General features: G+C 72.4%; 23 protein-coding genes and 2 tRNA genes. 9 read left to right on the forward strand and 16 right to left on the reverse strand.

The genetic code is table 11. The features are described 5' to 3' along the window. Window positions 1–30: 30 nt before the first annotated feature. The 7 genes from ACF3NS_RS14630 to ACF3NS_RS14660 all read right to left on the reverse strand — a co-directional run bounded on the left by ACF3NS_RS14630 (window position 31) and on the right by ACF3NS_RS14660 (window position 4902). Entirely contained in the window at window positions 31–657 is a 627-nt protein-coding gene (locus ACF3NS_RS14630; protein WP_392466976.1) for an ATP-dependent Clp protease proteolytic subunit, read from the reverse strand. A 232-nt stretch (window positions 658–889) separates the two neighbouring features. Continuing rightward, window positions 890–2512 carry a trigger factor gene (gene tig, locus ACF3NS_RS14635; RefSeq protein ID WP_289033584.1) on the reverse strand — a complete coding sequence of 541 codons (1623 nt, stop codon included), beginning with the start codon at window positions 2510–2512 and terminating at the stop codon, window positions 890–892. A gap of 205 nt (window positions 2513–2717) precedes the next feature. After that, window positions 2718–3356 (reverse strand): CoA transferase subunit B, encoded by a 639-nt coding sequence (locus ACF3NS_RS14640; RefSeq protein ID WP_288799143.1) that lies wholly within the window; start codon window positions 3354–3356, stop codon window positions 2718–2720. 3 nt (window positions 3357–3359) lie between these two features. Further along, a complete protein-coding gene (locus ACF3NS_RS14645; protein WP_154592597.1) occupies window positions 3360–4166 on the reverse strand; it encodes a CoA transferase subunit A in 807 nt (268 codons plus the stop codon). Window positions 4167–4232: 66 nt separating this feature from the next. Next, window positions 4233–4514, reverse strand: coding sequence for a hypothetical protein (locus ACF3NS_RS14650; protein ID WP_288799142.1), 282 nt, complete (start codon window positions 4512–4514; stop codon window positions 4233–4235). Window positions 4515–4559: 45 nt separating this feature from the next. Beyond that, on the reverse strand, window positions 4560–4733 hold the full coding sequence (locus ACF3NS_RS14655; RefSeq protein ID WP_283809749.1) for a hypothetical protein: 174 nt from the start codon (window positions 4731–4733) through the stop codon (window positions 4560–4562). A 92-nt stretch (window positions 4734–4825) separates the two neighbouring features. Next, a tRNA-Pro gene (locus ACF3NS_RS14660) sits at window positions 4826–4902 on the reverse strand. Window positions 4903–5041: 139 nt separating this feature from the next. Here ACF3NS_RS14660 and ACF3NS_RS14665 point away from each other — a divergent pair. Then, window positions 5042–5115, forward strand: a tRNA-Gly gene (locus ACF3NS_RS14665). Window positions 5116–5191: 76 nt separating this feature from the next. Here the strand turns inward: ACF3NS_RS14665 and ACF3NS_RS14670 are convergent. The 3 genes from ACF3NS_RS14670 to ACF3NS_RS14680 all read right to left on the reverse strand — a co-directional run bounded on the left by ACF3NS_RS14670 (window position 5192) and on the right by ACF3NS_RS14680 (window position 6776). Beyond that, window positions 5192–5407 carry a hypothetical protein gene (locus ACF3NS_RS14670; RefSeq protein ID WP_154592598.1) on the reverse strand — a complete coding sequence of 72 codons (216 nt, stop codon included), beginning with the start codon at window positions 5405–5407 and terminating at the stop codon, window positions 5192–5194. A gap of 229 nt (window positions 5408–5636) precedes the next feature. After that, complete coding sequence (locus ACF3NS_RS14675) at window positions 5637–6116, reverse strand: ribose-5-phosphate isomerase (protein WP_154592599.1); 480 nt, start codon at window positions 6114–6116, stop codon at window positions 5637–5639. Window positions 6117–6182: 66 nt separating this feature from the next. Then, window positions 6183–6776 carry a disulfide bond formation protein DsbA gene (locus ACF3NS_RS14680; protein WP_154592662.1) on the reverse strand — a complete coding sequence of 198 codons (594 nt, stop codon included), beginning with the start codon at window positions 6774–6776 and terminating at the stop codon, window positions 6183–6185. 217 nt (window positions 6777–6993) lie between these two features. Here ACF3NS_RS14680 and pepN point away from each other — a divergent pair, with 217 nt between their 5' ends. Then, window positions 6994–9564, forward strand: a complete 2571-nt coding sequence (pepN, locus tag ACF3NS_RS14685) for an aminopeptidase N (RefSeq protein ID WP_311966414.1) — start codon at window positions 6994–6996, stop codon at window positions 9562–9564. Window positions 9565–9889: 325 nt separating this feature from the next. Here the strand turns inward: pepN and ACF3NS_RS14690 are convergent, their stop codons facing one another. The 4 genes from ACF3NS_RS14690 to malQ all read right to left on the reverse strand — a co-directional run bounded on the left by ACF3NS_RS14690 (window position 9890) and on the right by malQ (window position 14858). Further along, window positions 9890–10684 carry an amino acid ABC transporter ATP-binding protein gene (locus tag ACF3NS_RS14690; RefSeq protein ID WP_154592601.1) on the reverse strand — a complete coding sequence of 265 codons (795 nt, stop codon included), beginning with the start codon at window positions 10682–10684 and terminating at the stop codon, window positions 9890–9892. After that, complete coding sequence (locus ACF3NS_RS14695; RefSeq protein ID WP_288799138.1) at window positions 10684–11478, reverse strand: amino acid ABC transporter permease; 795 nt, start codon at window positions 11476–11478, stop codon at window positions 10684–10686. Before ACF3NS_RS14695 ends, ACF3NS_RS14690 begins: the two co-directional genes overlap by 1 nt. Before the next feature lie 6 nt (window positions 11479–11484). Continuing rightward, on the reverse strand, window positions 11485–12330 hold the full coding sequence (locus ACF3NS_RS14700; RefSeq protein ID WP_230082677.1) for an ABC transporter substrate-binding protein: 846 nt from the start codon (window positions 12328–12330) through the stop codon (window positions 11485–11487). Window positions 12331–12743: 413 nt separating this feature from the next. Next, window positions 12744–14858 carry a 4-alpha-glucanotransferase gene (gene malQ / locus ACF3NS_RS14705; protein ID WP_392466985.1) on the reverse strand — a complete coding sequence of 705 codons (2115 nt, stop codon included), beginning with the start codon at window positions 14856–14858 and terminating at the stop codon, window positions 12744–12746. 60 nt (window positions 14859–14918) lie between these two features. Between malQ and ACF3NS_RS14710 the strand changes: the two genes are divergently transcribed. From ACF3NS_RS14710 to ACF3NS_RS14730, 5 genes are all read left to right on the forward strand, one after another. Then, complete coding sequence (locus ACF3NS_RS14710; RefSeq protein WP_288799513.1) at window positions 14919–15929, forward strand: mechanosensitive ion channel family protein; 1011 nt, start codon at window positions 14919–14921, stop codon at window positions 15927–15929. An 83-nt stretch (window positions 15930–16012) separates the two neighbouring features. Next, window positions 16013–16384, forward strand: a complete 372-nt coding sequence (locus ACF3NS_RS14715; RefSeq protein WP_392466988.1) for a globin — start codon at window positions 16013–16015, stop codon at window positions 16382–16384. Window positions 16385–16461: 77 nt separating this feature from the next. Beyond that, on the forward strand, window positions 16462–18210 hold the full coding sequence (locus ACF3NS_RS14720; protein ID WP_288799510.1) for an alpha-amylase family glycosyl hydrolase: 1749 nt from the start codon (window positions 16462–16464) through the stop codon (window positions 18208–18210). 86 nt (window positions 18211–18296) lie between these two features. Then, complete coding sequence (locus ACF3NS_RS14725; RefSeq protein WP_288799508.1) at window positions 18297–19124, forward strand: glycerophosphodiester phosphodiesterase; 828 nt, start codon at window positions 18297–18299, stop codon at window positions 19122–19124. Next, window positions 19121–20527 (forward strand): MFS transporter, encoded by a 1407-nt coding sequence (locus ACF3NS_RS14730; protein WP_392466992.1) that lies wholly within the window; start codon window positions 19121–19123, stop codon window positions 20525–20527. Before ACF3NS_RS14725 ends, ACF3NS_RS14730 begins: the two co-directional genes overlap by 4 nt. On the opposite strand, the gene ACF3NS_RS14735 is transcribed toward ACF3NS_RS14730, so the two are convergent. Continuing rightward, window positions 20509–21141, reverse strand: coding sequence for a hypothetical protein (locus ACF3NS_RS14735; protein WP_392466994.1), 633 nt, complete (start codon window positions 21139–21141; stop codon window positions 20509–20511). The two genes, ACF3NS_RS14730 and ACF3NS_RS14735, sit on opposite strands and share 19 nt — an antisense overlap. After that, window positions 21138–21608, reverse strand: coding sequence for a thioesterase family protein (locus tag ACF3NS_RS14740; protein WP_154592606.1), 471 nt, complete (start codon window positions 21606–21608; stop codon window positions 21138–21140). The genes ACF3NS_RS14735 and ACF3NS_RS14740 overlap by 4 nt, the downstream gene beginning before the upstream one ends. A gap of 56 nt (window positions 21609–21664) precedes the next feature. Here ACF3NS_RS14740 and ACF3NS_RS14745 point away from each other — a divergent pair, with 56 nt between their 5' ends. Both ACF3NS_RS14745 and ACF3NS_RS14750 read left to right on the forward strand, forming a co-directional pair. Further along, the gene (locus tag ACF3NS_RS14745; protein WP_392466997.1) at window positions 21665–23818 is read left to right on the forward strand and encodes a RecQ family ATP-dependent DNA helicase; all 2154 of its coding nucleotides are present in this window, start codon (window positions 21665–21667) and stop codon (window positions 23816–23818) included. Between the two features lie 574 nt (window positions 23819–24392). Beyond that, window positions 24393–25352, forward strand: coding sequence for an acyl-CoA thioesterase II (locus tag ACF3NS_RS14750; protein WP_288799387.1), 960 nt, complete (start codon window positions 24393–24395; stop codon window positions 25350–25352). Window positions 25353–25385: the final 33 nt, after the last annotated feature.

Below are 25385 nucleotides of genomic sequence, written 5' to 3' on the forward strand. Positions count from 1 at the left end.
GTCTCCGAGAGGGTCGTGTCGGTATGGCGATCAGGCGTCCGTGCCGCCGCTGCCAGGCGTCTGGATGGCGCGCTCGAAGACGTAGTCGACGAATCCGTAGTCCTTGGCCTCGGCCGCGGTGAACCAGCGGTCGCGGTCGGAGTCGGCGCTGATCTTGTCCACCGGCTGACCGGTGTGCTCCGCGATGAGCTCGGCCATCTCCTTCTTCATCGCGAGGAGGAGCTCGGCCTGGATCTTGACGTCGGTGGCGGTGCCGCCGATGCCGCCGAGAGGCTGGTGCATCAGGATCCGGGCGTGGGGCGTCGCGTAGCGCTTGCCCCGGGCACCCGCGGAGAGCAGGAACTGCCCCATGGAGGCGGCCATGCCCATCGCCACGGTGCAGACGTCGTTAGGGATCCACTGCATGGTGTCGAAGATGGCCATGCCGGCAGTCACCGAGCCGCCCGGGCTGTTGATGTAGAGCCAGATGTCCTTGTCGGGGTCCTCCGCCGAGAGCAGGAGGAGCTGGGCGCAGATCGCGTTGGCGTTGTCGTCGCGGACGTCCGAGCCGAGGAAGATGATGCGGTCCTTGAGGAGCCGCTGGTAGATGTGGTCGTCGAGACCGCCCTGGGGCGCGGCCGCTGCGACCGGGGTCGCGGGGACGTTGCTCTGGCTCACCGTGAGTCTCATCTCTCTGTCGCACTGGGTGGCGCCCTGCCGTGGACCGGTCTCGAGCGTCGCTTGCTGATGACACTAACGCCCGGTGCCGACACACCCTTCCCGCCGGGGCGCGTGTTCGCCGTGAGCGCACACCGAGGGCGCGCAGCGAGCCCGCCCTCGCGACGGCGAGGAGCCCGCCACCTCGCGGTGACGGGCTCCCCGTGGGGTGGTGCCGTAGCGGGCGTGCGGATCAGGCGTCCGCAGCGTCCTCGTCCTTGGCGGCCTTCTTGGCCGGGGCCTTCTTGGCGGGAGACTTCTTGGCGGGAGCCTTCTTGGCCGGCTTGGCCCCCTCGGAGTCCTCGCTCGCCGCGGCCTCATCAGCGGACTTCTTGGCCGGGGCCTTCTTGGCCGGGGACTTCGTCGCCGGAGCCTTCTTGGCCGGCTTGGCCTCCTCGGCGCCCTCGGCGGAGTCCTCGCTCACCGCGGCCTCGTCAGCGGCCTTCTTGGCCGGAGCCTTCTTGGCCGGGGACTTCGTCGCCGGAGCCTTCTCGGCCGGCGTGGCCTCGGCGTCGTCGGCGGCCTCGTCGTCAGCGCCCTCGACCTCGACGTCCAGGTCGGACAGGTTGACGACGTTGCCGGAGGCGTCCTTGATGGTGATGTCCTCGAGCACCGTGGCCAGCGCCTTGCGGCGAGCCACCTCGCTGACCATGGCGGGCACCTGGCCGTTGGAGTCCATGATCTGGGCGAACTGGTTGGGGTCCATGCCGTACTGCTGGGCCTGCATCACGAGGTACTCGATGAGCTCCTGCTGCCCGACCTGGACCTCGCGCTCCTCGGCGATGGCGTCGAGGAGGAACTGACCCTTCATGGCCTCGCGGACGTTCTTGGCGACCTCCTCGCGGTGCTCGGCCGTGTCGTGACCCTCCTCCGAGCCCTCGGCGAAGTGGGACTCGACCTCGGCCTCGACCAGGGCCTCGGGCAGCGGGATCTCGACCGTCTCGAGCAGCTGGGCCAGGACCTTGTCCCGGGCCTGCGTGCCCTGCTCGAACTTCTTGGCGCGCTCGGTCTGCGCGGTCACGTCGGCCCGCAGCTCGTCGATCGTGTCGAACTCCGAGGCCAGCTGGGCGAACTCGTCGTCCAGCTCGGGCAGCTCGCGCTCCTTGACGGACAGGACGGTGATGGTGATCTCGGCCTCCTGACCGGCGCGGTCGCCACCGGCCAGCGGCGCGGTGAAGGTCGTGCTCTCGTCGGCCTTGACCCCGACCAGGTGGTCGTCCATGCCCTCGAGCATGTTGCCGGAGCCGATCTCGTAGGAGACGCCGGAGACCGAGTCGATCTCCTCCCCGTCGATGGACGCGGCCAGGTCGATCGACACGAAGTCGCCGGTCCGGGCGGCGCGGTCGACACCCACGAGGCTCCCGAAGCGCTCCTGCAGCTGAGACAGGTTGGCGTTGACGTCCTCCTCGGTCACCTCGACGTCGTCGACGTCGACCGTGAGGCTCGTGAAGTCCGGCATCTCGATGGTCGGGCGAACGTCGAGCTCGGCGGCGAAGGCCAGCTGCTGGCCGTCCTCGAGGGGGATCTCGGTGACGTCGACCTCGGGCTGCGAGAGCGGCTTGAGGCCGGTCTCGTCGATGGCCTGGCCGTAGAACTGCGGGAGCGCCTCGTTGACGGCCTCCTGCAGCACGGCGCCCTTGCCGATGCGCTGGTCGATGATGCGGGCGGGGACCTTGCCGCGGCGGAAGCCGGGAACCTGCACCTGCTGGCCGATGGTCTTGTACGCCGCGTCGATGCTCGGCTTGAGCTCCTCGAAGGGGACCTCGACGGTCAGCTTGACCCGGGTCGGGCTGAGGTTCTCGACGGCACTCTTCACTGCGGTTGCTCCATGGTCTGTGCTAGAGGTCTGTGGCCCTCGCCGGCGCCCCACCGCCACGCCTCGGTGGAGGATCGGGAGGCGGCCGGCGACATCGACAAGGGGCCTCGGCCGAGCCGAGGCTCTCGCCATGCTATCGGCTCGCCCCGCCTATCCCTAACGGTCATCGGGACACGAAGCCGCCACCGGGCCACGCCCGGCAGCGTCAGCCGAGGTCGACGGTGAAGTCGCAGCCGGTCTTGTCGCGGATCTCGTCCTCGGTGACGCCGTCGAACAGCTCGCGCAGGACCAGGCCCTGCGCGGTGACGTCGAAGACGCACAGGTCGGTGATGATCCGCTGGACCACGCCCTTGCCGGTGTAGGGCAGCGTGCACTCCGCGAGGATCTTGTGCGCGCCCCCCTTGGCGGTGTGCTCCATGAGGACGATGACCTTCTTGGCGCCGTGCACCAGGTCCATCGCGCCGCCCATCCCCTTGACCATCTTGCCGGGGATCATCCAGTTGCTGATGTCGCCATGCTCGGACACCTGCATGGCCCCGAGGATGGCGGCGTCGACCTTGCCGGAGCGGATCATCCCGAAGGACGTCGCCGAGTCGAAGAAGCTGGCGCCCTTGCGGACGGTGACGGTCTCCTTGCCGGCGTTGATGAGGTCGGGGTCCTCGGTGCCTTCCACGGGGTAGGCACCGGTGCCGAGGATGCCGTTCTCGGACTGCAGGACGAGCTCGACGTCGTCGGCCACGTAGTTGGGGACCAGCGTCGGCAGCCCGATGCCCAGGTTGACGTAGTCGCCGTCGTGCAGCTCCTGGGCGGCCCGCTCGGCCATCTGCTCACGCGTCAGCGCCATCGCTCACGCCTCCTTCTGCTCGTCTGCGGTGGGTGCGGTGGCTGCCGGACGGACCGTGCGGCGCTCGATCCGCTTGTCGGCGACCTCCTCGGGCGTCAGCGCCACGACGCGCTGGACGTAGATCCCGGGCAGGTGCACGTCGCCCGGGTCGAGATCCCCGGGCTCGACCAGCTCCTCGACCTCGGCGATCGTCACGCGGCCCGCCATCGCGCACACGGGGTTGAAGTTGCGGGCGGCCTCGCGGAAGACGAGGTTGCCGTGCCGGTCGCCGCGCCAGGCGCGCACCAGACCGAAGTCACAGCTGATGGCCTCCTCGAGCACGAAGGTCTTGGGCTCGCCGTCGACGTCGAAGACCTTGGTCTCCTTGGGCGGCGAGGTCTTGACGACCCTGCCGTCGGCGTCGTGCAGCAGGGGCAGGCCACCCTCGGCCACCTGGGTGCCGGCCCCGGTGAGGGTGTAGAAGCCGGCGATCCCCGAGCCGCCGCAGCGGAGCTTCTCGGCGAGGGAGCCTTGCGGGGTGAGCTCGACCTCGAGCTCCCCGGAGAGGTACTGCCGCTCGAACTCCTTGTTCTCCCCGACGTAGGACGCCTGGATGCGGCGGATCTTTTTGTCCGCCAGAAGGATCCCCATCCCCCAGTCGTCAACGCCGCAGTTGTTGGAGACGAGCTCGAGGTCCGTGGCCCCCTGCTCGTGCAGCGCCCGGATCAGCACGCTCGGGATGCCGCACAGGCCGAAGCCGCCGACCGCCAGCGAGGCTCCGTCGCCGATGTCGGCCACGGCCTCCTCGGCGGAGGACACCACCTTGTCCATGTCTTTCCTTCCTCACTTCGTCGTGACGGATGCCGCCACCCTATCGGCGGCCCGAGCAGACCCGCCTCAGGGGCGGGAGAGCAGCATGGCGACACCCTGGCCGACGCCGACGCACATGGTGGCGAGGGCGTGGTCGTGGCCACCGTCGGCGAGCGAGATCGCCGCGGTCAGGGCCAGGCGGGCACCGCTGATGCCGAGGGGGTGGCCGAGCGCGATGGCCCCGCCGTGCGGGTTGACGTGCGCCGCGCCGTAGCCCATCACCCGGGGCGCCAGGCCGGCCGCCGCCGCGCCGTCGATGCGGGCCAGCGGCTCCAGGGAGAACTCCTCGACGGCGCGCTCGCTAGCCACCAGCAGGGCCGCGGCACCGTCGCTGACGCCCCTGGCGCTGGGGGATCATGACGGGCGCGATCTCGGTCGCCAGCCGATCGTCGAGTCGTGCACCTCGGCTCTGCGGCGGTAGGCGCTCTCGGCCTTGGCCATCACGAACGGCGCCCGGCTCATCGACTCCACCCCGCCTGCGAGGTAGAGATCCCCGCCGCCGGCGAGGATGCCACGGGCCGCCGTCACGGCCCCCAGCCATGCTACGGCCGAGCGGCCCCCGCCGACGCGGACGACCAGACGCGCGAGGGCCCGCCGGAGACGTCCGGCGGGCCCTCGCGTGGTCGGGCTGACAGGATTTGAACCTGCGACATCGTGCTCCCAAAGCACGCGCGCTACCAAGCTGCGCCACAGCCCGTGAAGCCTCGATCCTACCGGTCCCGGCGCGCGGCCCCGCACGCGCGAACGGCGAGGCGGGGTGTCGGATTTCCCGCGGGCCCGGTGCGGCCACTACCCTGTGCAGTGCCCGTCATGACGGTTCCCCGTCGTGCCACGCTGCGGGTGTAGCTCAATGGTAGAGCCCTAGTCTTCCAAACTAGCTACGCGAGTTCGATTCTCGTCACCCGCTCCAGCCCGCCCCGCCGGGCGGCGCGAAGGCCCCGTCGCCTCTCCTCGGAGGGCGGCGGGGCCTTCGGCATCCAGGCAGGTCAGCGCTGGCGACGGTCCAGCATCGTCCAGAATCCGCCGACGGCGGCGACCAGTCCGACCAGGGACGCGAGCGCGAAAGGCGCCATCCCCATCACGACCGTGACCACCGCGGCGAGCGCGAGGAGCACCCCGAGGGCGACCAGGGCCGGGGCGACGAGCCAGGTGAGGACGGGGGCCTGCGGGGTGCGGGTGGGGTGACCGACGTGGACGGCCATGAGGACTTCCTCCGTGATGGGGAGCGAGCGGGATGCTCGGTCTCCACTAGAGCAGACCGAGGGACGCTGCGTGCCCGAAACACCCGAACGAGATGCGCCGTTCGCCTGACCTTCACCCGGACGGTCCGGTGCAGGGTGGACACAACGGACATGGCCTGGACACGCACAGTGACGGCCGCGACGACGCCTCAGCCGTCACCCGCGCCCCAGGAGTCACACCGCCGGGGTCTCAGCGGGCGCTGTCGGGCAGGTCCGGCAGCTCGCCCGTGGCCTCGTAGCGGTCGAGCATCGCGATGCGGCGGGCGTGCCGCTCCACCCCGGAGAACGGCGTGGCCACGAAGGCGTCGGCGATCGCCAGGGACTCCTCGGGCGTGGTGAACCGCCCACCGATCGAGCAGATGCGGGCATCGTTGTGCTCCCGCGCCAGCTGGGCCAGCTCGGGGCCGTAGCAGAGCGCGGCGCGCACGCCGGCGACCTTGTTGGCTGCCATCTGCTCGCCGTTGCCGGACCCGCCGAGCACGAAGCCCAGCGCGTCGTCGTCGGCCGCGACGGCCTCGGCGGCGCGCAGGCAGAAGACGGGGTAGTCGTCCTCCGCGTCGTAGACGAAGGGGCCGTGGTCGGTGACATCGTGACCGGCCTGGCGGAGATGATCGATGAGGGCCGTCTTGGCCTCGAGGGCGGCGTGGTCGGCGCCGACGTGGATGCGCATGGCGGGGCTCCTGCAGGTGAGGTGGGCGGGTGCGGGGTCGGCCGGACGGGCCTGCCCGAGGCAGACTCAGTCGAAGATGGGGCCGACGTCGCGCGTGCGCTTCAGCTCGAAGAAGCCGGGCGTCCCCGCGACGAGCACGCACCCGTCGAACAGCTTCACCGCGTCCTCGCCCTTGGGGGCCGGGGACACCACGGGTCCGAAGAACGCCACGCCGTCGACGATGACGATCGGGGTGCCGACCTCGTCGCCCACCGCGGAGATGCCGCGCTCGTGCGAGGCGCGCAGGGCGCGGTCGGTCTCGTCGCCTGCGGTGGGCTCGGCATACGACGCGAGCTCGGCCGGCAGACCGACCTCGGCGAGCGCTCCCTGCACCACCGACCGGAAGTCCTTGTCGCCCTGGAGGTGGATGCGCGTGCCCATCGCGTCGTAGAGCCGCTTGACGACGTCCTCGCCGTGCTCGCGAGCCGCGGCGATGATCACACGGACCGGACCCCAGGCGCGGTCCATCAGGTCGCGGTAGTCCTCGGGCAGGTCACGGCCCTCGTTGAGCACCGCGAGGCTCATCACCGACCAGGTGACGGTGATCCCCTTGGCGCGCTCGACCTCCATGAGCCAGCGGGAGGTCATCCACGCCCACGGGCAGGCCGGGTCGAAGAACATCTCGACGGACGGGTAGTTGGTCTGGGGCTGCGTGGTCTCGGTCGTGTCGCTCACGACGCCATCCTGCCAGCACGCACCCCACCCGTGCGTCATCGCGCGACGGGTCGAGTGCGCTGCCGCGATCCGTGGGGACGTCGGGCGGGATTCCTGCAAGGATGAGGCGGCCATCCGCTTCCCCGCGCTCCGGGGCGCGCCAGCACCACCGAAAGGCCCATCCGTGCCAGGCACCAACCTCACGCGCGACGAGGCGCGTGTCCGGTCCCAGCTCGTGAGCGACGTGTCCTACGACGTGCAGCTCGACCTGACGACCGGCCAGACGACCTTCAGCACCACCACCACCGCGCGGTTCGGCGCCGCGCAGGAGGGGGCGAGCACGTTCATCGACTTCATCGGGACCTCGGTGGAGCAGATCGTCCTCAACGGCGAGTCGCTCGACCCCGCCACGCACGTCGCCGACGCGCGGATCTCCTTGCCGGGCCTGCAGGCTCGCAACGAGCTGACGGTGCGGGCGACTGGGACCTACATGAACACCGGCGAGGGCCTGCACCGGTTCGTCGACCCCGCGGACGGGGAGGTCTACCTCTACACGCAGTTCGAGGTGCCCGACTCGCGGCGGATGTTCGTCGTCTTCGAGCAGCCCGACATCAAGGCGGAGTTCACGTTCACCGTGACGGCGCCGGCGCACTGGCAGGTCATCAGCTGCTCCCCCACCCCCGAGCCCACACCGGTGGCCCGTGCGGACGGGGACGAGTCCGCAGCGCCGGCTGCCACCTGGGCCTTCGAGGCGACCCCGCGCATCTCGTCATACGTCACCGCCCTGGTCGCCGGCCCGTATGACGTCGTCCGCGACACCGTCTCGACGCGCGCCGGCGAGATCCCGCTCGGCATCTTCAGCCGGCGCTCGCTGACGCCGTACGTCGACCATGACAACCTGTTCGACTGCACCAAGCGAGGATTCGCGTTCTTCGAGGAGGAGTTCGACCAGCCCTTCCCATTCGCGAAGTACGACCAGGTCTTCACGCCGGAGTACAACATGGGCGCGATGGAGAACGTCGGGGCGGTGACCTTCCACGAGATGTACGTCTTTCGCGCCAAGGTGTCCGACGCCCTCGTCGAGCGTCGTGCCCTGACGATCCTGCACGAGCTGGCGCACATGTGGTTCGGCAACCTCGTCACGATGACCTGGTGGGACGACCTGTGGCTCAACGAGTCCTTCGCCGAGTGGGCGTCCACGACGGCGCAGGCCGAGGCGACCCGGTGGGAGTCCGCGTGGACGACCTTCGCGACGGCGGAGAAGGCCTGGGCCTACCGCCAGGACCAGCTCTCGTCCACCCACCCCATCGCCGCCGACATCCGCGACCTGCACGACGTGGAGACCAACTTCGACGGGATCACCTACGCCAAGGGCGCATCCGTGCTCAAGCAGCTCGTGGCCTACGTCGGGCGGGAGGCCTTCCGCGACGGGATCCGGGCCTACTTCGCCAAGCACGCGTGGGGCAACACCACCATCGGTGACCTCATGACCGAGCTGGAGGCGACGTCCGGGCGCGACCTCGGTCGCTGGCAGCAGCTGTGGCTCGAGCAGGCCGGCGTCAACACGCTCACCCCGGACCTGTCGGTCGTCGACGGCGTGATCGAGTCGGCGGCGATCGTGCAGACCGCCCCCGCCGACCTCCCCGTCCTGCGGCCGCACCGCCTGGCGGTGGGGTGCTATGCGCTGCAAGGAGACTCGCTGGTGCGGGTGGCGCGCCACGAGGTCGACGTCGACGGCGGGCGCACCGAGCTGCCCATGCTGGTCGGCCAGCCCGTGCCCGACCTGCTGCTGGTCAACGACGACGACCTCGCCTACGCCAAGCTGCGGCTCGACGAGCGCTCCCTGGCGACCGTGGTCGAGCACCCGCGGGCGTTCACCGACTCCCTCCCCCGCGCGCTGGCCCTCGCGACCGCGTGGGACATGACCCGGGATGCCCAGATGCGGGCCCGGGACTACGTCGCGCTGGCCCTGCGGGCGATCGACGGCGAGGCGGACGCGACCCTGCTGCGGGTGCTGCTCGGCCAGCTGTCCACCGCGCTCGCGGCCTACGTGGCGCCGGACCATCGGGCCGAGGCGCGCGCCACCGTGGCCGCCGAGCTGCGGCGCCTCGTCGAGACGGCGGCCCCGGGCGGCGACGCCCAGCTCCAGCTGGTGTCGGCCCTTGCGTCCATCTCACGCCGACCGGAGGACCTGGACCTGCTCGAGGGCCTGTATGCCGGGGAGCTCGTCCTGGACGGCCTGGCCGTGGACACCGACATGCGCTGGACGCTGCTCACCGCCCTGGCCACCGCGGGCCGCGTGGGGCGTGCCGAGGTGGAGGCCGAGCTCGGGCGCGACCGGACGGCGTCGGGCCAGGAGCACGCCGCCGTGGCTGTCGCCGCGCTCCCGACTGCCGAGGCCAAGGCCGAGGCCTGGCGCCGCGGCGTGGAGGACGGGTCCGAGTCCAACACCATCGTGGGGGCCACGGGGCAGGGCTTCACCCGGGTCCACGACGTGACGCTGCTCGAGCCGTACGTCGAGCGGTACTTCGCGATGCTGCGGGACATGTGGGCGCGGCACTCGTTCGCTCTGGCCGAGGTCGTGGCGGACGCGTTCTATCCGATGCCGCTCGCGGACCGGCGGCTGCTCGACGCCACGTCGGCCTGGCTGACGGCCAACGCCGACGCCCCCTCGGGGCTGGTGCGGGCGATCTCGGAGCACCGGGACACGGTGGAACGGGCGCTGCGGGTGCAGACGCGCGACGCCTCCGCCTGACCCGCCGGGGGTAGTACCGACCCACCGGGGGCAGGGGCATCGACCGGCCTTCGTTCGCCAGGCTGATGTTCCTACCCCCGGCGGGTGCAGTCGTGCGCCGGGGCGGGGTTCCGGCGTGCGCCGGGTTGGGGGCTCCGGGGTGCACAACTGCCCCCCCACCCCGCTGCCGCGGTGGGGTGGGCGGAGGCGCGGCGAGATGGGCGGGTGGCGCCGGATGCAGTCGCTCGGCGAGACGGCGGCCGGTCCGGCATACGGCCCGAGTCCCCAGCTGCCCTCGGTCAGGTCCGCCCGGGGTGGCAGACCAGACGGACACGACCTGAGATCGTCACAGGACGCGGGAGAGGAAGCGCCGCAGCCGCTCGCTCGCCGGTCGCTCGAACAGCACGTCCGGTGCCGCATGCTCGGCCACGACCCCCTGGTCCATGAAGGCCACCTGGTCGGCCGCCTCGCGCGCGAAGCCCATCTCGTGCGTCACCACGAGCATCGTCAGGCCCGACGCGCCGAGGTCGCGCATGATGGCGAGCACGCCCTTGACGAGCTCGGGGTCGAGCGCGGACGTCGCTTCGTCGAACAACATGATCCGCGGGTCCATCGCCAGCGCCCGCGCGATCGCGACGCGCTGCTGCTGACCGCCGGACAACGACGACGGCCGCACGTCCGCCTTGTGCGCGAGCCCCACCGACTCCAGGTGCGTCAGGGCCCGCGACCGCGCCTCGTCACGGGACAGACCCAGCAGTGTGCGCGGCCCGAGCGCGACGTTGTCGGCGACGGTCTTGTGCGGAAACAGGTTGAAGTGCTGGAAGACCATGCCGACGTGCCGGCGCAGCTCGTCGGGGTCGTCGCGCAGGACGCTGCGCCCGCCGAGGAGCACGTCGCCGCGATCCGGCTCGAGCAGCCGGTTGACGACGCGCAGCAGCGTCGACTTGCCGGACCCGGAGGGCCCGATGACGCAGGTCGTGCTGCCGGCCGGGACCTCGAGGTCGACCCCGCGCAAGACCCGGTTGCGCCCGAAGGCCAGGTGCACGTCGCGCAGCTCCACGGAGAGCGGGTCGACGGAGCGCTGGTCGGCGGCCGGCCGGTCGATGCGCAGCTGGTCGGCGGACGACGGTTCGCGGGTCATCAGTGGGCCTCCTGGGTGAGGGCGAGGGCGTCCGCGTCCGGAGAGTCCGGCGCGTCGGAGCCGCGCGCGCCGGGCTCCTCGCCGTCCGACCGGCGCCCGTGGCGCAGCCGGTGGTCGATGGCGTTGACCACGTGGGTCAGCGGCACCGTGATGACGAGGTAGAACAGCCCGGCCAGCAGTAGCGCGGACTGGTTGCCGGTGTTGGCGGCGTAGTCCTGCCCGATCCGGAACAGCTCGCGCTGGCTGGCCAGCAGCCCCAGGAAGTAGACCAGCGAGGACTCCTTGATCAGCGAGATGAACTGGTTGACCAGGGCCGGGAGCACGCGGCGGACACCGAGGGGTATGACGACCAGCCGCATCGCGGCGTTGTGGCTGAACCCCAGGGCCCGTGAGGCCTCCATCTGCCCGGCCTCGACGCTCTGGATGCCGGAGCGAAAGATCTCGCCGATGTAGGCCGACGCGATCAGCGACAGCGCGAGGATGCCGAGCGGGTAGGGGTTGTTGCCCCAGATCTGCAGCCCCACGGGCGCGAGACCGACACCGATGAGCAAGATGGTGACGGCGGCCGGCAACCCGCGGAAGATGTCGGTCCAGACGCGTGCAGGCCACCGCAGCCAGCGGTGCCGCGACAGGCCGGCGACCGCGAGCGCCATACCGAGGATCGTCCCGATGACGGCGGACACGACCGCGAGGAGCAGGGTGTTGGGCAGCCCGACCGTGATCAGGTCAGGCAGCGCCTCCCGCATCGCGTCGAGGTCGAAGAAGGTCTCCCTGAGGGTGTCGAGGACATCCACCGCGCGTCACCGCGTGATCGTGACCGCGCCGCTGCCCGGCGTGAAGTCCGCCGGAGTCTTGCGGCCCGGGTAGTACTGGTTGACCAGCTTCTGCCAGGTGCCGTCCTTGATGACCTCGTCCAGGCCCTTGTCGAGCGCGTCCTTGAGCTTGGTCTTGTCCTGGGCGACGGCGTAGGCCATTGGCGTCGGGCTGAGCTCCTTGGCGGCAAGGCGCACCTTGCCCCCGGACTCGCCCGCGAGCTTCTCGCCGATCTCGGCGGGGCTGATCCACGCGTCGACGGTGCCGGCCTTGAGCTGGTTCATCGCGCCGTTGTAGTCGGGGACGCGCACGGGATCGAGCTTCTTGCTGGTGGCGTAGTCGTCCTGGACCGTGCCCTGCACCACCACGACGCGCTTGCCCGCGAGCTGGTCGAAGCTCGTGAGGGACGACCCGGCGGGCACGTTGAGCCCGAGGTACCCGAAGTCATAGCCGTTGGTGAAGGCGACGGTCTGCTTGCGCTTCTCGGTGATGGTGATCGAGGACGAGCCGACGTCATACTTGCCCGACTTGACCTGCGAGAGCAGGCCCGAGAAGTCCGTGCCCGCGAACTCGACCTTGAGGCCCTGCTTGGCGGCGACGGCCTTGAGCAGGTCGTTGTCGAAGCCGGTGAACTGGCCGTCCTTGAGGTAGACGTTGGGCGGGGCGTCGGTGAGCGTGCCCACGTGCAGGACGCCAGGGCGCTGCAGGCCGAGCGGGTTGTCCGCCGCCTGGTCCGAGCCGGAGCCGGAGCCGCACGCCGTCAGCGTCAGCATCATCGCCGCGCCGGCGGCGGCGAGGGCGGTGCGACGGGTGGTCCAGGGCGTGCGAGACATGAGTGTCCTCCGGGGCGGGGCGCGGTCGGCGCCGGCGTAGGTGGGATGGCCTGCCCACCGATGGGCTGACCGAAGGTCACCTTATGCATAGGCAAACATTTGGTAATCCGAGCGTCCACGTCTCGGACGCCCGGCGGGGGCGCGTCCACCTACCGGGGGCAGGATCATCAGCCTGGCGAACTAACCCCGGCTGATGCCCCTACCGGGGGCCGGATCATCAGACGGGCGAACGAAGGCCGGCCGATGCCCCTACCCCCGGCCGGATCATCAGCCTGTCGAACGAAGGCCGGCCGATGCCCCTACCCCCGGCCGGATCATCAGCCTGGCGAACGAAGCCCGGCCGATGCCCCTACCCCCGGCCGGATCATCAGCCTGGGGGACGAAGGCCGGCTGATGCCCTTACCCCCGGTAGGTCAGAGGGTGCGGGCGAGGCGGCGTGCCCAGCGCGAGCGCATGAGGTCCTCGAGCAGCACGGGCCGACCGTCGGCGCCGGCCAGCGGCATGCGCCAGTTGGGGTACTCCTCATCGGTGCCCGGCTGGTTGATGATCCGCCGGTCCTGCGCGAGGTCCGACACCGAGATGCCGCGCAGCAGCGCCGGCGTCCACGACAGCAGCTTGTGCAGCGCCTCGATCGTGTCCTCGTCGCTCGCGTCCTCGCGCAGCAGCCCGCGCGAGCGCAGCAGCGCCGTGATGCCGGCCTGCTCCTTGACCTCGCTCGCGCGCTCCTCCTCGATCGAGCGGGTCAGCAGGCCCAGCTCGTGGCGCAGGTCGATGTGCACCTGCTGCAGGTAGCCCGCGGTCGGGGGCAGGTCGTGGGTGGTGACGGTGGCCAGGCACAGGCGGCGGTACTGCTCGGGCTGGATCGGCTCGCCGCCGTGCTCGTAGTCGCGCTCGAACCACAGGATGGACGTGCCCATGATCCCGCGGTCCGCGAGGTAGTCGCGCACCCAGGACTCGACCGTGCCGAGGTCCTCGCCGATGACGACGGCGCCGGCGCGGTGCGCCTCCAGGGCGAGGATCCCGATGAGCGCCTTGTGGTCGTAGCGGACGTAGGTGCCCTCGAAGGGCTTGCAGCCCTGCGGGATCCACCAGAGCCGGAACAGCCCGATGATGTGGTCGACCCGCAGGCCGCCCGCCGAGCGCAGGACGGTCCGGAGCATGTCGCGGTAGGGCGCGTAGCCCAGCTCGGCGAGCTGGTCGGGGCGCCACGGCGGCTGGCTCCAGTCCTGGCCGAGCTGGTTGTACTGGTCGGCCGGCGCCCCCACCGTGACGCCGCGCGCCAGCGCGTCGCGCAGCCCCCAGGCGTCGGCGCCGCTCGGGTGCACCCCGACGGCCAGGTCGTGGATCAGGCCGAGGCGCATGCCCGACTCGTGGGCGACCCGCTGGGCCTGCTCCAGCTGGCCCTCGACGACCCACTGCAGCCAGCAGTAGTAGTCGACGTCGGTGGCCAGCTCCTCGCGGCGGGCGGCGACGGCCGGGCTGGTCGCGTCCTGCAGCTCCTGCGGCCACTCGGCCTCGTCCTCGCCGTAGGCCGCGGTGAACGCGCACCACGTCGCGAAGTCCACCAGGCCCTGCCCCTCCCGCCCGCAGAAGGCCCGGTAGTCCCGCTCACGCCGAGGCGATCGGGGCTGCTTGTGGACGAGCCGCAGGGCGGCGTCCTTGAGACGCCAGGACGCGTCGCGGTCGATGAGGTCGACGTCGTTGAGCCGCACCGCGTCGTCGGCGTGCCACTGCAGCAGCGCGCGGTCCGCGGCGGTGAGGTAGCCCATCTCGGGGATGTCCTCGACGCGGATGTAGAGCGGGCTGATGAACCGACGGGTGGTGGGCAGGTAGGGCGAGGGCTCGACCGGCGGGACGGGCTCGGCGGCGTGCAGGGGGTTGACGAGGACGAAGTCCGAGCCCAGCTCCTCGCCGGCCCACGCGGCGAGCTCGGCGAGGTCAGCGGCGTCCCCCATCCCCCAGGACCGGCTGGAGCGCATGGCGTAGAGCTGCGTCATGACGCCCGAGGCGGGGTGGTCGCGCAGCGACGGGGGCACCTCGAGGCGGTCTGGCGTGACGACCAGGGTGCAGGTGGCCGTGGCCCCGGCATACGAGGCACTGATCTCGTGCCAGCCGAGCGGCAGGCCGGCCGGGACCGCGAAGGTCGCCTCCCCCACCTGACGACCGTCCACGACGCGAGGGTCGACCCACCTGTCGACCTGGTCCAGGGGACGGTGCGACCCGTCCTCGAGCCGCACGGACACCGTGACGGACTCGCCGTGGGGCAGGTGCACCGGGATCGTCGTGCTCTCGGACTCGGTCACGACCAGCACCGGCGGGAGCGCCTGACGCCACTCGCGGTCGCGGATCTGCGCGAGCGAGGCGCGCACCTCGTCATCGGTCGCGGCCGGCTGGCCCAGGGCGGCGAGCACGGCCACGATGGTCGTGGCGGGCACGGTCACGTGGTCCCCCTGCCAGTCCCAGTACTCCGTGGCCACCCCGTGGGCGCGCGCGAGCTCGATGAGGTCGGTGGAGGGTGCGTCAGTCACGGGTGAAGTGTGTCACGGCGGTGACAGCGTCCGCCAAGGTCGACCCGCCATGATGAGGGCATGACTGCCAGCACCTCCTCGTCCGTCCTCCAAGCGCTCGCCGTGACCTGGGAGTCGGCGTGGGCATGGGCCCAGGGGGCGCCCCTCACGATCGTGGCAATCGTCCTCGGTGCCGTCGCCACCCGCTGGCTGATCCACCGCGCCATCAACGGATTCGTCAACGGCCTGCTGCTGCGCTCGGAGCGCGCCGAGGCCGCCGCGGTCAACGTCACCCGCGTCGACACGGCCGAGCTGCCCGTCATCCGCCGGCAGGCGCGCAAGGCGGCCAAGATCTTCAGCGACCCCAGCATCGTCAGCAGCGCCCGTCAGGAGCAGCGGGTCCGCACGCTCGGCGCCGTGCTGCGCTCCGTGACGACGGTGACGGTGGCCTTCGTCGCGGCGCTGATGGTCGGCGACGAGCTGGGCTTCAACATGGCGCCGCTGCTCGCCTCGGCGTCCGTCGGCGGCGTCGCGCTCGGCTTCGGCGCGCAGAGCCTCGTCAAGGACTACCTGTCCGGGATGTTCATGATCATCGAGGACCAGTACGGCGTCGGCGACGTCGTCGACACCGGCGAGGTGATCGGCACCGTCGAGGACATCTCGTTGCGGCTCACCACGATCCGCGACTTCAACGGGGTGATCTGGTACATCCGCAACGGCGAGATCCTCCGCATCGCCAACCGCTCCCAGGGCTGGTCCACGGCGTTGGTCGACATCCCTGTCCCCGTCACCGAGTCCATGGAGAAGGTCATGCCGATCATCTCCCGCGCGATCCGCGGCCTGGACAAGGAGGAGGAGTGGTTCGGCAAGGTCATCGAGCAGCCCGAGGTCGGCGGCGTCGAGTCCATCGTCGGCGGCGTCGCGACGGTCCGCATCATCGTCAAGTGCGCGCCCAACGAGAATGTCCCCGTCGGGCGAGAGGTGCGCTCCCGGGTGATGGCCGCCCTTGCGGACCAGGGGGTCTCGCTGCCGGTCATGCCGGGCTTCGGGCCGGGGGTCCTGCCGTATGGCGGGGCCGGGACCGCCAAGTAGCCGCCGCGGACGCGGCGGGGGCGACCAGACGCGGCGGGGGCGCGGCATACCCTGGACGTCCACCAACGGGACCGGGAGACGACGTGACGTTCTACGACGAGGTCGGCGGGGCGCCGACCTTCGAGCGGCTGGTGCGCGAGTTCTACCGCGGCGTGGCCGGGGACCCGGAGCTGCGCGCGCTCTATCCCGAGGACGACCTGGGTCCCGCGGAGGTCCGGCTGCGGATGTTCCTCGAGCAGTACTGGGGTGGCCCCACGACCTATTCCGAGCAGCGTGGTCACCCGCGCCTGCGGATGCGGCACGTGCCGTTCGCCGTCACGCCCGCCATGCGTGACCGCTGGCTGCACCACATGCTCGCCGCCGTCGACACGCTGGACCTCGACGAGACGCACGACCTGCTGCTGCGTGACTACCTCGTGCGGGCGGCACACTCGCTCGTCAACCGACCGGACTGAGCCGGTCGCACGTCCCGGCATCCCAGTTCCTGCAAGATCTTGCACGAATTGCAGTCGATTTCACAGGGACCGCCGCCATGGCGCAACATGGAGACGTGACCCCCGACACCGCCGTCCCCCCGGCCACCGCACCCTCGACCGAGCCCCCCGCCTGGTGGCGCCACGCCGTCATCTACCAGGTCTACCCCCGCTCCTTCGCGGACGGGGACGGCGACGGCATGGGCGACCTCGCCGGCGTCACCGCCAAGCTGCCCTACCTGCGCGACCTCGGCGTCGACGCGGTCTGGCTCTCCCCCTTCTACACCTCGCCCCAGGCCGATGCGGGCTACGACGTGAGCGACTACCGCGACGTGGACCCCCTCTTCGGCTCGCTGGCGGACGCCGAGCAGCTGATCGCCGAGGCCCACGAGCTGGGGATCCGGGTCGTGGTGGACCTCGTGCCCAACCACACCAGCGACGAGCACGCCTGGTTCCAGGCGGCCCTCGCCGCCGGGCCCGGATCCCCCGAGCGAGCCCGCTACATCTTCAAGGACGGTCGCGGCGAGCACGGCGAGCTGCCGCCCACCAACTGGCGGTCCGTCTTCGGCGGCTCCGCGTGGACGCGCGTCACCGAGGCCGACGGCCGGCCCGGCCAGTGGTACCTCAACCTGTTCGACTCCAAGCAGCCCGACCTGGACTGGGAGCACCCCGAGGTGCGCGAGGAGTTCCACGACATCCTGCGCTTCTGGCTCGACCGGGGCGTGGACGGCTTCCGGGTGGACGTGGCCCACGGCCTCGCCAAGGACCAGAGCTTTCGCGACTGGGACGCCCACACCGAGATGATCTCCGGCGATGGCGAGGCCCACCCCACCAGCGCGAGCCCCTACTGGGACCAGGACGGCGTCCACGAGATCTACCGCGGCTGGCGCCAGGTGCTCGACGCGCACAACCCCGAGGGCGACCCGGAGCGCGACCGGATCCTGTGCGCGGAGGCCTGGGTGACGCCGATCGAGCGGCTCGTGGCCTACACCCGGCCCGACGAGATGCACCAGGCGTTCAACTTCGACTTCCTCGACTCCCCCTGGCGCGCAGCCGACCTCGTCGAGCGCATCACGCGCTCCCTCGAGGCCGCGCAGAGCGTCGGCGCCCCCACGACCTGGGTCCTGTCCAACCACGACGTGGTGCGGCACGCGACCCGGCTCGGCTACCCCGTGGGGTCGCCGCGCATGAACGGCATCGACGCGACCTGCCCCCAACCGGACGCTGCCCTCGGCCTGCGGCGGGCCCGGGCTGCCACGGCCCTGATGCTGGCGCTGCCCGGCTCGGCATACCTCTATCAGGGCGAGGAGCTCGGGCTGCCCGACCACACGACCCTGCCGGACGAGCTGCGCGAGGACCCGGCCTACCACCGCACCAAGGGCACCCCCGAGGCCGAGATCGGCCGCGACGGCTGCCGCATCCCGCTCCCCTGGGTCGGGGGCGCGCCCGGCAACGGGTTCGGCCCCTCGGAGCGCACCTGGCTCCCCCAGCCCGACGCCTATGCCGACCTCGCGGCGAACCTCCAGGCGGGGCAGCCGGGCTCGACGCTCGAGCTCTACCGCACCCTGCTCGCCACCCGCCGCGAGCTGGACCTCGGCGTGGGGGCGCTGGACTGGCAGCAGGGGTATGGCGAGGACGTGGTCGCCGTCGTCAACGAGCGCGGCACGGACCGGCTGCTGGTCCTCGCCAACCTCGGCGACGAGGCGGTCCCGCTGCCCGACGGGTCCGAGGTCGTCGTGGCCAGCGGCCCGCTGACGCCCGAGGGGCTCGTCCCGACCGACACCACCGTCTGGGCGCGCACCCGCTGAGCTCGGCCACGTCCCAGGTCGTCGGGTCCCACCCGGAGATCCGCGACCTGCGCCGGCCGGCGCGCCCCGGGCCGTAGGTTGGGGACGTGAAGGCTGCGCAGTTCCCCTACTTCGACGCTCCCCGGCCCCTGGCCCTCGCCCACCGCGGGGGCGCCGCCTACGCACCGAACCACGGGCGGGAGAACACCCTGGCGGCCTTCCGCAGCGCCTACGACCTGGGCTACCGCTACCTCGAGACCGACGTCCACGCCACCCTCGACGGCCAGGTCGTCGCCTTCCACGACGCGCGGCTGGACCGGGTGACCGACCGTCGCGGCGCGATCGCCGACCTGCCGTGGGAGTACGTCCGGCAGGCGCGCATCGCGGGCGAGCCGATCCCGCTGCTCACCGAGCTGCTCGAGGCGCTGCCCGACGCGAGGTTCAACATCGACATCAAGGCCCCCGGCGCGGTCGTCCCGACGGCCCAGGCCCTCCTGCAGGCCGGCGCGCTGCACCGCGTGTGCGTCGGCTCGTTCTCCCAGCGACGCCTGCGTCACGTGCGCGAGCTGCTCGGGCCACGCCTCGCGACGGCCGCGGGCGGCGCCGGGGTGGCCAGCCTGCGGTTCCTGCCGCGGCTCGTCACGCAGTGGCTCAGCACTCCGGCGCCGGTGCTGCAGATCCCCCGCACCTACACCCTCGCCGGCCGGTCCGTCGAGCTGGTGACGCCGGCCCTGGTCGAGGCGACTCACCGGCGCGGCAAGCACATCCACGTCTGGACCATCGACGACGCGCAGGAGATGCACGAGCTGCTGGACCTCGGGGTGGACGGCCTGGTGAGCGACGCCATCGACACCCTGCGCACCGTCCTGATCGAGCGCGGTCAGTGGCACGAGCCGCCGCCGCCCCCGGCCACCCCGGTTACCGTGGGGGCGTGATCCCCGCCGTGACCTCCACCCCGCAAGGGCCCATGGGTCCGGCATACCGGCTCGTCACGATCGTCATGATCGCCCAGGTGACCCTCGTCGCCTTCGAGTCCATGGCGGTCACGACCGCCATGCCGGCCGTCGCCGACGAGCTCGACGCGGTCCGGGCGTACGGCCTGGCGTTCTCGCTGTTCCTCTCCGCACAGCTGCTCGGCACCGTCCTGTCGGGCACCTGGACCGACCTGCGCGGCCCGCTGCCCGCCACCCTCGTGGGCCAGGCCGGTCTCGCGCTCGGCTCGCTCGTCGCGGGGCTGGCCGACAGCTTCCCCGTGCTGCTGGCGGGGCGGATGATCGCCGGCCTCGGCGGCGGCCTGCTCGTCGTCGCGCTCTACGTCATGATCGGTCGCGCGTACCCAGAGTCCTTGCGTCCCAAGGTCTTTGGCTGGGTGTCTGCCGCGTGGGTGCTGCCCGCCATCGTCGGGCCGCTGCTCGCGGCCTGGCTCACCGAGGCGCTGTCCTGGCGGTGGGTCTTTCTCGTGGTCGTGCCACCGATCCTGGTCACCACCGTCCTCACCTGGGCACGCCGGTCACTCGTCGCCCCGCCGGGTCGCACCGGGTCCGGGCGCGAGCGCCGCAGCCACCGGCGAGCCGCCCTGGCGGGGGCGCTGGTCGCCGTGGGCGCCGGTGTCCTGCAGTGGGGCTCGCAGCACGTGGAGCCGTTCGAGGCCGCCCCCGTGGCCGTCGCGGGCGTCGGTCTGGTCCTGGTCGTCGTCGTCGCCCCGCGCCTCCTCCCGCCCGGGACCCTCCGCCTGGCGCGCGGCCTCCCGTCGGTGACCATGTCCCGGTTCCTGCTCACCGCGGCCTTCAACGGGGCGATCACCTTCATCCCCCTGATGCTCTTCAACGAGCGCGGGACGAGCGGCACCGTGGCGGGGGTCATGCTCACCCTCGGGTCTCTCGGCTGGTCCGTGGGTGCGGCGCTGCAGGGGCGTGACGCCTTTGTGCGCGACCGGTTCCGCCTGCTCGGGGCCGGTGGCGCCTCGCTCGCCGTCGGCCTGCTGGGGCTCGCCGCGATCACCGGGCTCGGGCTGTCCGCCTGGCTCGTCCCCGTCGCCGCCACCGCGATGGGCATCGGCATGGGCCTGGCCATGTCCACCATCTCCGTGCTGGGGCTCGACCTCACGCCGGTCGAGCGGCACGGCGAGGTGTCGTCCTCGCTCCAGCTCGCCGACACCCTCGGCTCCGCGCTCGGCGTCGCGCTCACGGGCTCGGTCTTTGCCGGGATGCACCGGTCAGCCGGCGCGGACGCCGGGGCCTACACGCTGATCTGGGCGCTGTGCGCGGCGTCGGCCGGCCTCGTCGTCCTCGCCGGGTCCCGGGCCCGGCCGGTGGGCCGTCAGCGCGCGAGGACGTGACCGGACGGCGTCGACAGCCGCAGCCAGCGCCCGCAGCGATGGACCGTGGCCGGCTGCTCGCCGACGAAGCCGAGGACCTGCGCGGCGAAGGCCATCCCCGACGGCAGTCCCTCGACCTCGGCGGCCACCACGGGCCGCGCCCACACGGCGTGCCTCAGCCCCGCGACCGCGAGCCCCCCGGAGCCCGTGCCCGCGCCGCGCGCGACGTCGGCGATCCCCGACTGCGCCGCCTCGTGGAGCTCGGCGCCGGTCACGCGCCCGATCGGCACCCAGCCAGCACGCGGCGGGCTCTGCCCTGCCCAGGGCACCCGCACCTCGGTGGGCGGCACGGGGACCCGGGTGCCCTGGTCGTGCGCGAACCGGTCGAGCAGCGCGCCCAGCGGCACGGTGACGTCGAGGTCGGCGGGCTCGGCCAGACGCATGGTGCGCAGCCCCAGCACCAGTCCCTCTGCGGTCAGCCCGGAACCGGGCAGGACCGCGGCATACGCGGCCAGCACGGTCCCCTGCACCTGCAGGCGCATCGCACCCTCGCGGTCGGCGGCGGCCGCCCGCGCGACGTAGGTCCGTAGGTCGGAGGCGGTGCCGGCCTCGGCCAGGACGAGCGCCCCGGTCACCGGCGCCGCCTCAGCCCGACCGGGTCCCCGAGGTAGCGTCCGAGGGTCTCGCGCTGCTCGGGGGTCATCCGCCGTGGGCGGGCGTCGGCGAAGTCGTACATCACCATCGTCGACTCGGCCCGCGCATAGACCTGGTCGCCCACGCCCTCGGGGTCGCGCACGACGTAGCCCAGGTCGTAGGACGCGCCGGCCAGCCTGGACACCCACATGTCGACGGCGACCGGGGCGTGCCGGAACTCCAGCGGCCGCAGGTAGTCGATCTCGCTGCGCGCCACCAGTACTGCGCGACCGAGCACGGGGTCGTGCTCACCGAACCACGCGCGGAAGGCCTCGACGCGCGCCTCCTCCAGGAGGCGGAGGTACTCGACGTTGTTGACGTGCCCGTAGGCATCCATGTCGCTCCACCGGAGGGGGACGTCCACCCGGTAGACGCTCGTCGGGCGGAGGTCGCTGGGTGCGTCGGCCATGGCACCATCATGGCGCAGCCGGGGGGTCTGTCGGGCCCGGCGTCTAGCGTGTGGGCATGACCAGCAACCAGGCCCGTATGCCGAGCGCGCCCGCCGTCGACGTGGACACCGAGTCGGTGCGCGAGGACGCCACGACGGCGCTGCGGCGCCTCGTGGGGCGCGAGGACGTCGACTTCCGCGACGGCCAGCTCGAGGCGGTGGCGGCGCTGGTGTCCGCACGGCAGCGGGTGCTCGTGGTGCAACGCACGGGGTGGGGCAAGTCGGCGGTCTACTTCGTGGCGACCGCGCTGCGGCGCGCAGCCGGGGCGGGCCCCACGATCATCGTGTCGCCGCTGCTGGCGCTCATGCGCGACCAGGTCGCCGCCGCCGGGCGCGCCGGGGTGCGGGCGGTGACGATGAACTCCGCCAACGCCGACGCCTGGGGGGAGGTCGCAGCCGCGCTGGCCGCCGACGAGGTGGACGTGCTGCTGGTGAGCCCGGAGCGGCTCAACAACCCGCGCTTCCGCGACGAGCAGCTGCCGGGCCTCGCTGCCCGCTGCGGGCTCCTGGTCGTCGACGAGGCGCACTGCGTCAGCGACTGGGGCCACGACTTCCGACCGGACTACCGACGGATCAAGGACCTGCTGGCCGAGCTGCCGAGGGACGTCCCGGTGCTGGCGACCACGGCGACCGCCAACGCCCGGGTGGTGTCGGACGTGGCCGAGCAGCTGGAGGTCGGTGGCCACGAGGTCCTGACCGTGCGCGGCTCGCTGGCCCGCGACTCGCTGCGGCTCGGTGTGCTCCGGCTGGGCTCGGCGGAGCAGCAGCTCGGGTGGCTCACCGCGCACCTCGGCGACCTGCCGGGCAGCGGGATCGTCTATGCCATGACCGTGTCGGCGGCCGAGGACGTCGCCGAGGCGCTGCGTCAGGCCGGTCACGAGGTGCGGGCCTACACCGGGCGCACCGACCCCGCCGACCGCGAGCAGCTCGAGGGCCTGCTGCGCGCCAACCAGGTCAAGGCACTGATCGCCACGAGCGCGCTCGGGATGGGCTTCGACAAGCCCGACCTCGGCTTCGTGGTGCACCTCGGCTCCCCCAGCTCGCCGGTCGCCTACTACCAGCAGGTCGGGCGTGCCGGCCGCGGGGTCGCGCGGGCCGACGTGCTGCTGCTGCCGTCGGCGTCCGACCGCGACATCTGGTCCTACTTCGCAAGCGCCTCGATGCCCCGGCCCGAGCAGGCCGACGCCGTCATCGCCGCGCTGTCCGCCTCAGCCCGCCCCCTGTCCACGGCCGCCCTCGAGACGGTGGTCGACGTGCGCCGCACCCGGCTCGAGCTGCTGCTCAAGGTCCTCGACGTCGACGGGGCGGTGCACCGGGTCCAGGGGGGCTGGACGGCCACGGGCGCGTCGTGGACCTACGACGCCGAGCGCTACGCGCGGGTGGCCGAGGCGCGCGAGCGCGAGCAGGACCTCATGCTCGCCTACCAGCGCGGCGAGGAGTGCCGCATGGCCTTCCTGCAGCGGGTGCTCGACGACCCCTCGGCCGCGCCGTGCGGGCGGTGCGACGTGTGCGCGGGCGCGTGGTACCCCGAGGGCGTCCCCGAGGGGGCCGTCGTCGAGGCCCGCACCCGGCTCGACCGCCCCGGGGTGCTCGTGGAGCCGCGGGCGCAGTGGCCGAGCGGGATGCCCCGCCTCGGCGTCGACGTCAAGGGACGCATCGGGCCGCAGGAGCAGGTGGAGCCGGGTCGTGCGCTGGCCCGGCTGACCGACCTCGGGTGGGGGCAGCGGGTGCGGACCCTGCTGGCCGGCCCGGACGGTCCGGCGGACGAGGCGCTCCTGCGGGGGTGCGTGCCGGTGCTGCGCGACTGGGACTGGGCCGAGCGACCGGTCGCCGTGACCTGGGTGCCCTCCCGCTCCCGCCCCCAGCTGGTGGAGTCGCTCGCCCGGGGACTCGCGGCGATGGGCCGCATGGTCGACCTCGGTCCGATGGACCTCGTCGACGGGGGGCCGACGGGTGACCGGGGCGGCAACAGCGCCTATCGTCTCGCCGGTGTGTGGGACCGCGTGGCCGCCGGGCCGCTGGTCCGCGACAACCTCGAGCTGTCGCCCGGTGCGGTCCTGCTCGTCGACGACCTGGTCGACTCCCGCTGGACCATGACCGTCGCCGGCCGGGCCCTGCGTGCTGCGGGGGCGACCCACGTGCTGCCCTTCGCCCTCGCCGTGGCCGGCTGACCGGCAGGGGGGACGGCATACGGGCCGCGGCCGTCGACCTTGCCGGCACAGACCACGCCGCGGACGGTCGTGAAGCTGGCCGGGAGCGCCTCGCCGGGCTTGACCCCGACGGGCACCAGCTGGGTGCGCGATCCGACGGCGATGACCTGCGGGCCCTTTGCCGTGCCGACGTAGCCCGCGACGGTGGCGCCGGTGCGGCCGTTGAGCTCGAAGACGACGCGGTCGTGGCACGCGTGGTGCCCGGTGCGCACCGCGGTCGCGGGGGTCCCCTCACGGCGCTGGACAGGTTGATGGCCTTGTGCGCCGAGCCCCAGGCCACCCGGCAGCTGGTGGCGGCGTTCGCGGCGGGGAAGGCGGCGAGAAAGACGCCCCCGACGGCGACCGCGGCAGCGGCGGCAGCAGTGAGGCGGCGGGCGAGAGCAGGCATGGAATCCCCTTGTGTGACAACGATGTCGAAGTGGGCGAGCAGCCGATGCGGTCACGGTGGCCCCGGGGTGACGAGGACGTCTGCGGCCGCGGCGCCGCATAGTCCCGCAAGTCATCCGGTCGGCCCAGAGGGACTAGTCTTCGAGGCGTGACCCAGACACCCCAGGACCCCTTTGCCGAGCTGCTCGACATCCTCGACCTGGACCACCTCGGGACAGCGCGCATGACGGTCAGCGCCCGCACCGACGCCGGCCCCGAGTCCTTCCTCACGGAGCAGATCCTCGGTGACCCCGACCGCGAGATCTTCGAGGGCCAGAGCCAGTGGCAGCCGCACGGACGCGTCTTCGGCGGTCAGGTGCTGGCGCAGACGATCATCGCGGCGGGCCGCACCGTCGAGGTGGGAGCCGGCGAGCCCGCACGGCCGATCCACTCCCTGCACGGCTACTTCGTGCGGCCCGGTGACGTGGCCAGGCCGATCAGGTTCTCCGTGGAGCGCATGCGCGACGGTCGGTCCTTCTCCACCCGCCGGGTCCACGCCATGCAGGAGGGCCAGGTCATCCTGTCGATGACCGCGTCCTTCCAGGAGCCCGCCGGCGGGCTCAACCACCAGGACACGATGCCGCAGGCCCCCGGGCCCGAGACGCTGCCGAGCGTCGCCGACAAGTACGGCCACGTCGACCACCCGGCCGCCAAGCACCTCGCCTATGGCCGACCGATCGACCTGCGCCACGTGCGGGAGGACCTCTGGTCGCAGCCGGCCTCCGAGCAGGTGGCCCACCAGGAGCTGTGGCTGCGCGCAGTGGGCACCCTGCCCGACGACCCGCTGGTGCACGCCGCCGTCATGGCCTACGCCAGCGACTACGCCCTGCTCGAGCCGGTGATCCGCCGGCACGGGATTGCGTGGATCGACCGGCGGCTGCGGGCCGCCAGTCTCGACCACGCGATGTGGTTCCACCGACCGGCCCGCGCGGACGAGTGGATGCTCTACACGCAGTACTCCCCCAGCGCCCAGGGCGGGCGCGGCCTCGGGATGGGACGGATGTTCACGCCCGACGGCTCGCTGGCCGCCACCGTCGCCCAGGAGGGCATGCTGCGGCTCAAGGGCTGAGCCGGCCGGGCCGGGGCCCGGCCGGCGCCGGGC

The organism is Arsenicicoccus cauae (genome assembly GCF_043162025.1).
GTDB classification, from domain to species: Bacteria; Actinomycetota; Actinomycetes; order Actinomycetales; family Dermatophilaceae; genus Arsenicicoccus; species Arsenicicoccus cauae.

Excerpts from the sequence above, each read along its gene's own strand:
- ACF3NS_RS14710 (WP_288799513.1), top strand. The coding sequence starts at position 14,919 with ATGACTGCCAGCACCTCCTCGTCCGTCCTCCAAGCGCTCGCCGTGACC.
- ACF3NS_RS14690 (WP_154592601.1), bottom strand. The coding sequence starts at position 10,684 with ATGACCCGCGAACCGTCGTCCGCCGACCAGCTGCGCATCGACCGGCCG.
- ACF3NS_RS14740 (WP_154592606.1), bottom strand. The coding sequence starts at position 21,608 with ATGGCCGACGCACCCAGCGACCTCCGCCCGACGAGCGTCTACCGGGTG.
- ACF3NS_RS14645 (WP_154592597.1), bottom strand. The coding sequence starts at position 4,166 with ATGGACAAGGTGGTGTCCTCCGCCGAGGAGGCCGTGGCCGACATCGGC.
- ACF3NS_RS14640 (WP_288799143.1), bottom strand. The coding sequence starts at position 3,356 with ATGGCGCTGACGCGTGAGCAGATGGCCGAGCGGGCCGCCCAGGAGCTG.
- ACF3NS_RS14670 (WP_154592598.1), bottom strand. The coding sequence starts at position 5,407 with ATGGCCGTCCACGTCGGTCACCCCACCCGCACCCCGCAGGCCCCCGTC.
- ACF3NS_RS14745 (WP_392466997.1), top strand. The coding sequence starts at position 21,665 with ATGACCAGCAACCAGGCCCGTATGCCGAGCGCGCCCGCCGTCGACGTG.
- ACF3NS_RS14720 (WP_288799510.1), top strand. The coding sequence starts at position 16,462 with ATGGCGCAACATGGAGACGTGACCCCCGACACCGCCGTCCCCCCGGCC.
- ACF3NS_RS14700 (WP_230082677.1), bottom strand. The coding sequence starts at position 12,330 with ATGTCTCGCACGCCCTGGACCACCCGTCGCACCGCCCTCGCCGCCGCC.
- ACF3NS_RS14680 (WP_154592662.1), bottom strand. The coding sequence starts at position 6,776 with ATGTTCTTCGACCCGGCCTGCCCGTGGGCGTGGATGACCTCCCGCTGG.
- ACF3NS_RS14675 (WP_154592599.1), bottom strand. The coding sequence starts at position 6,116 with ATGCGCATCCACGTCGGCGCCGACCACGCCGCCCTCGAGGCCAAGACG.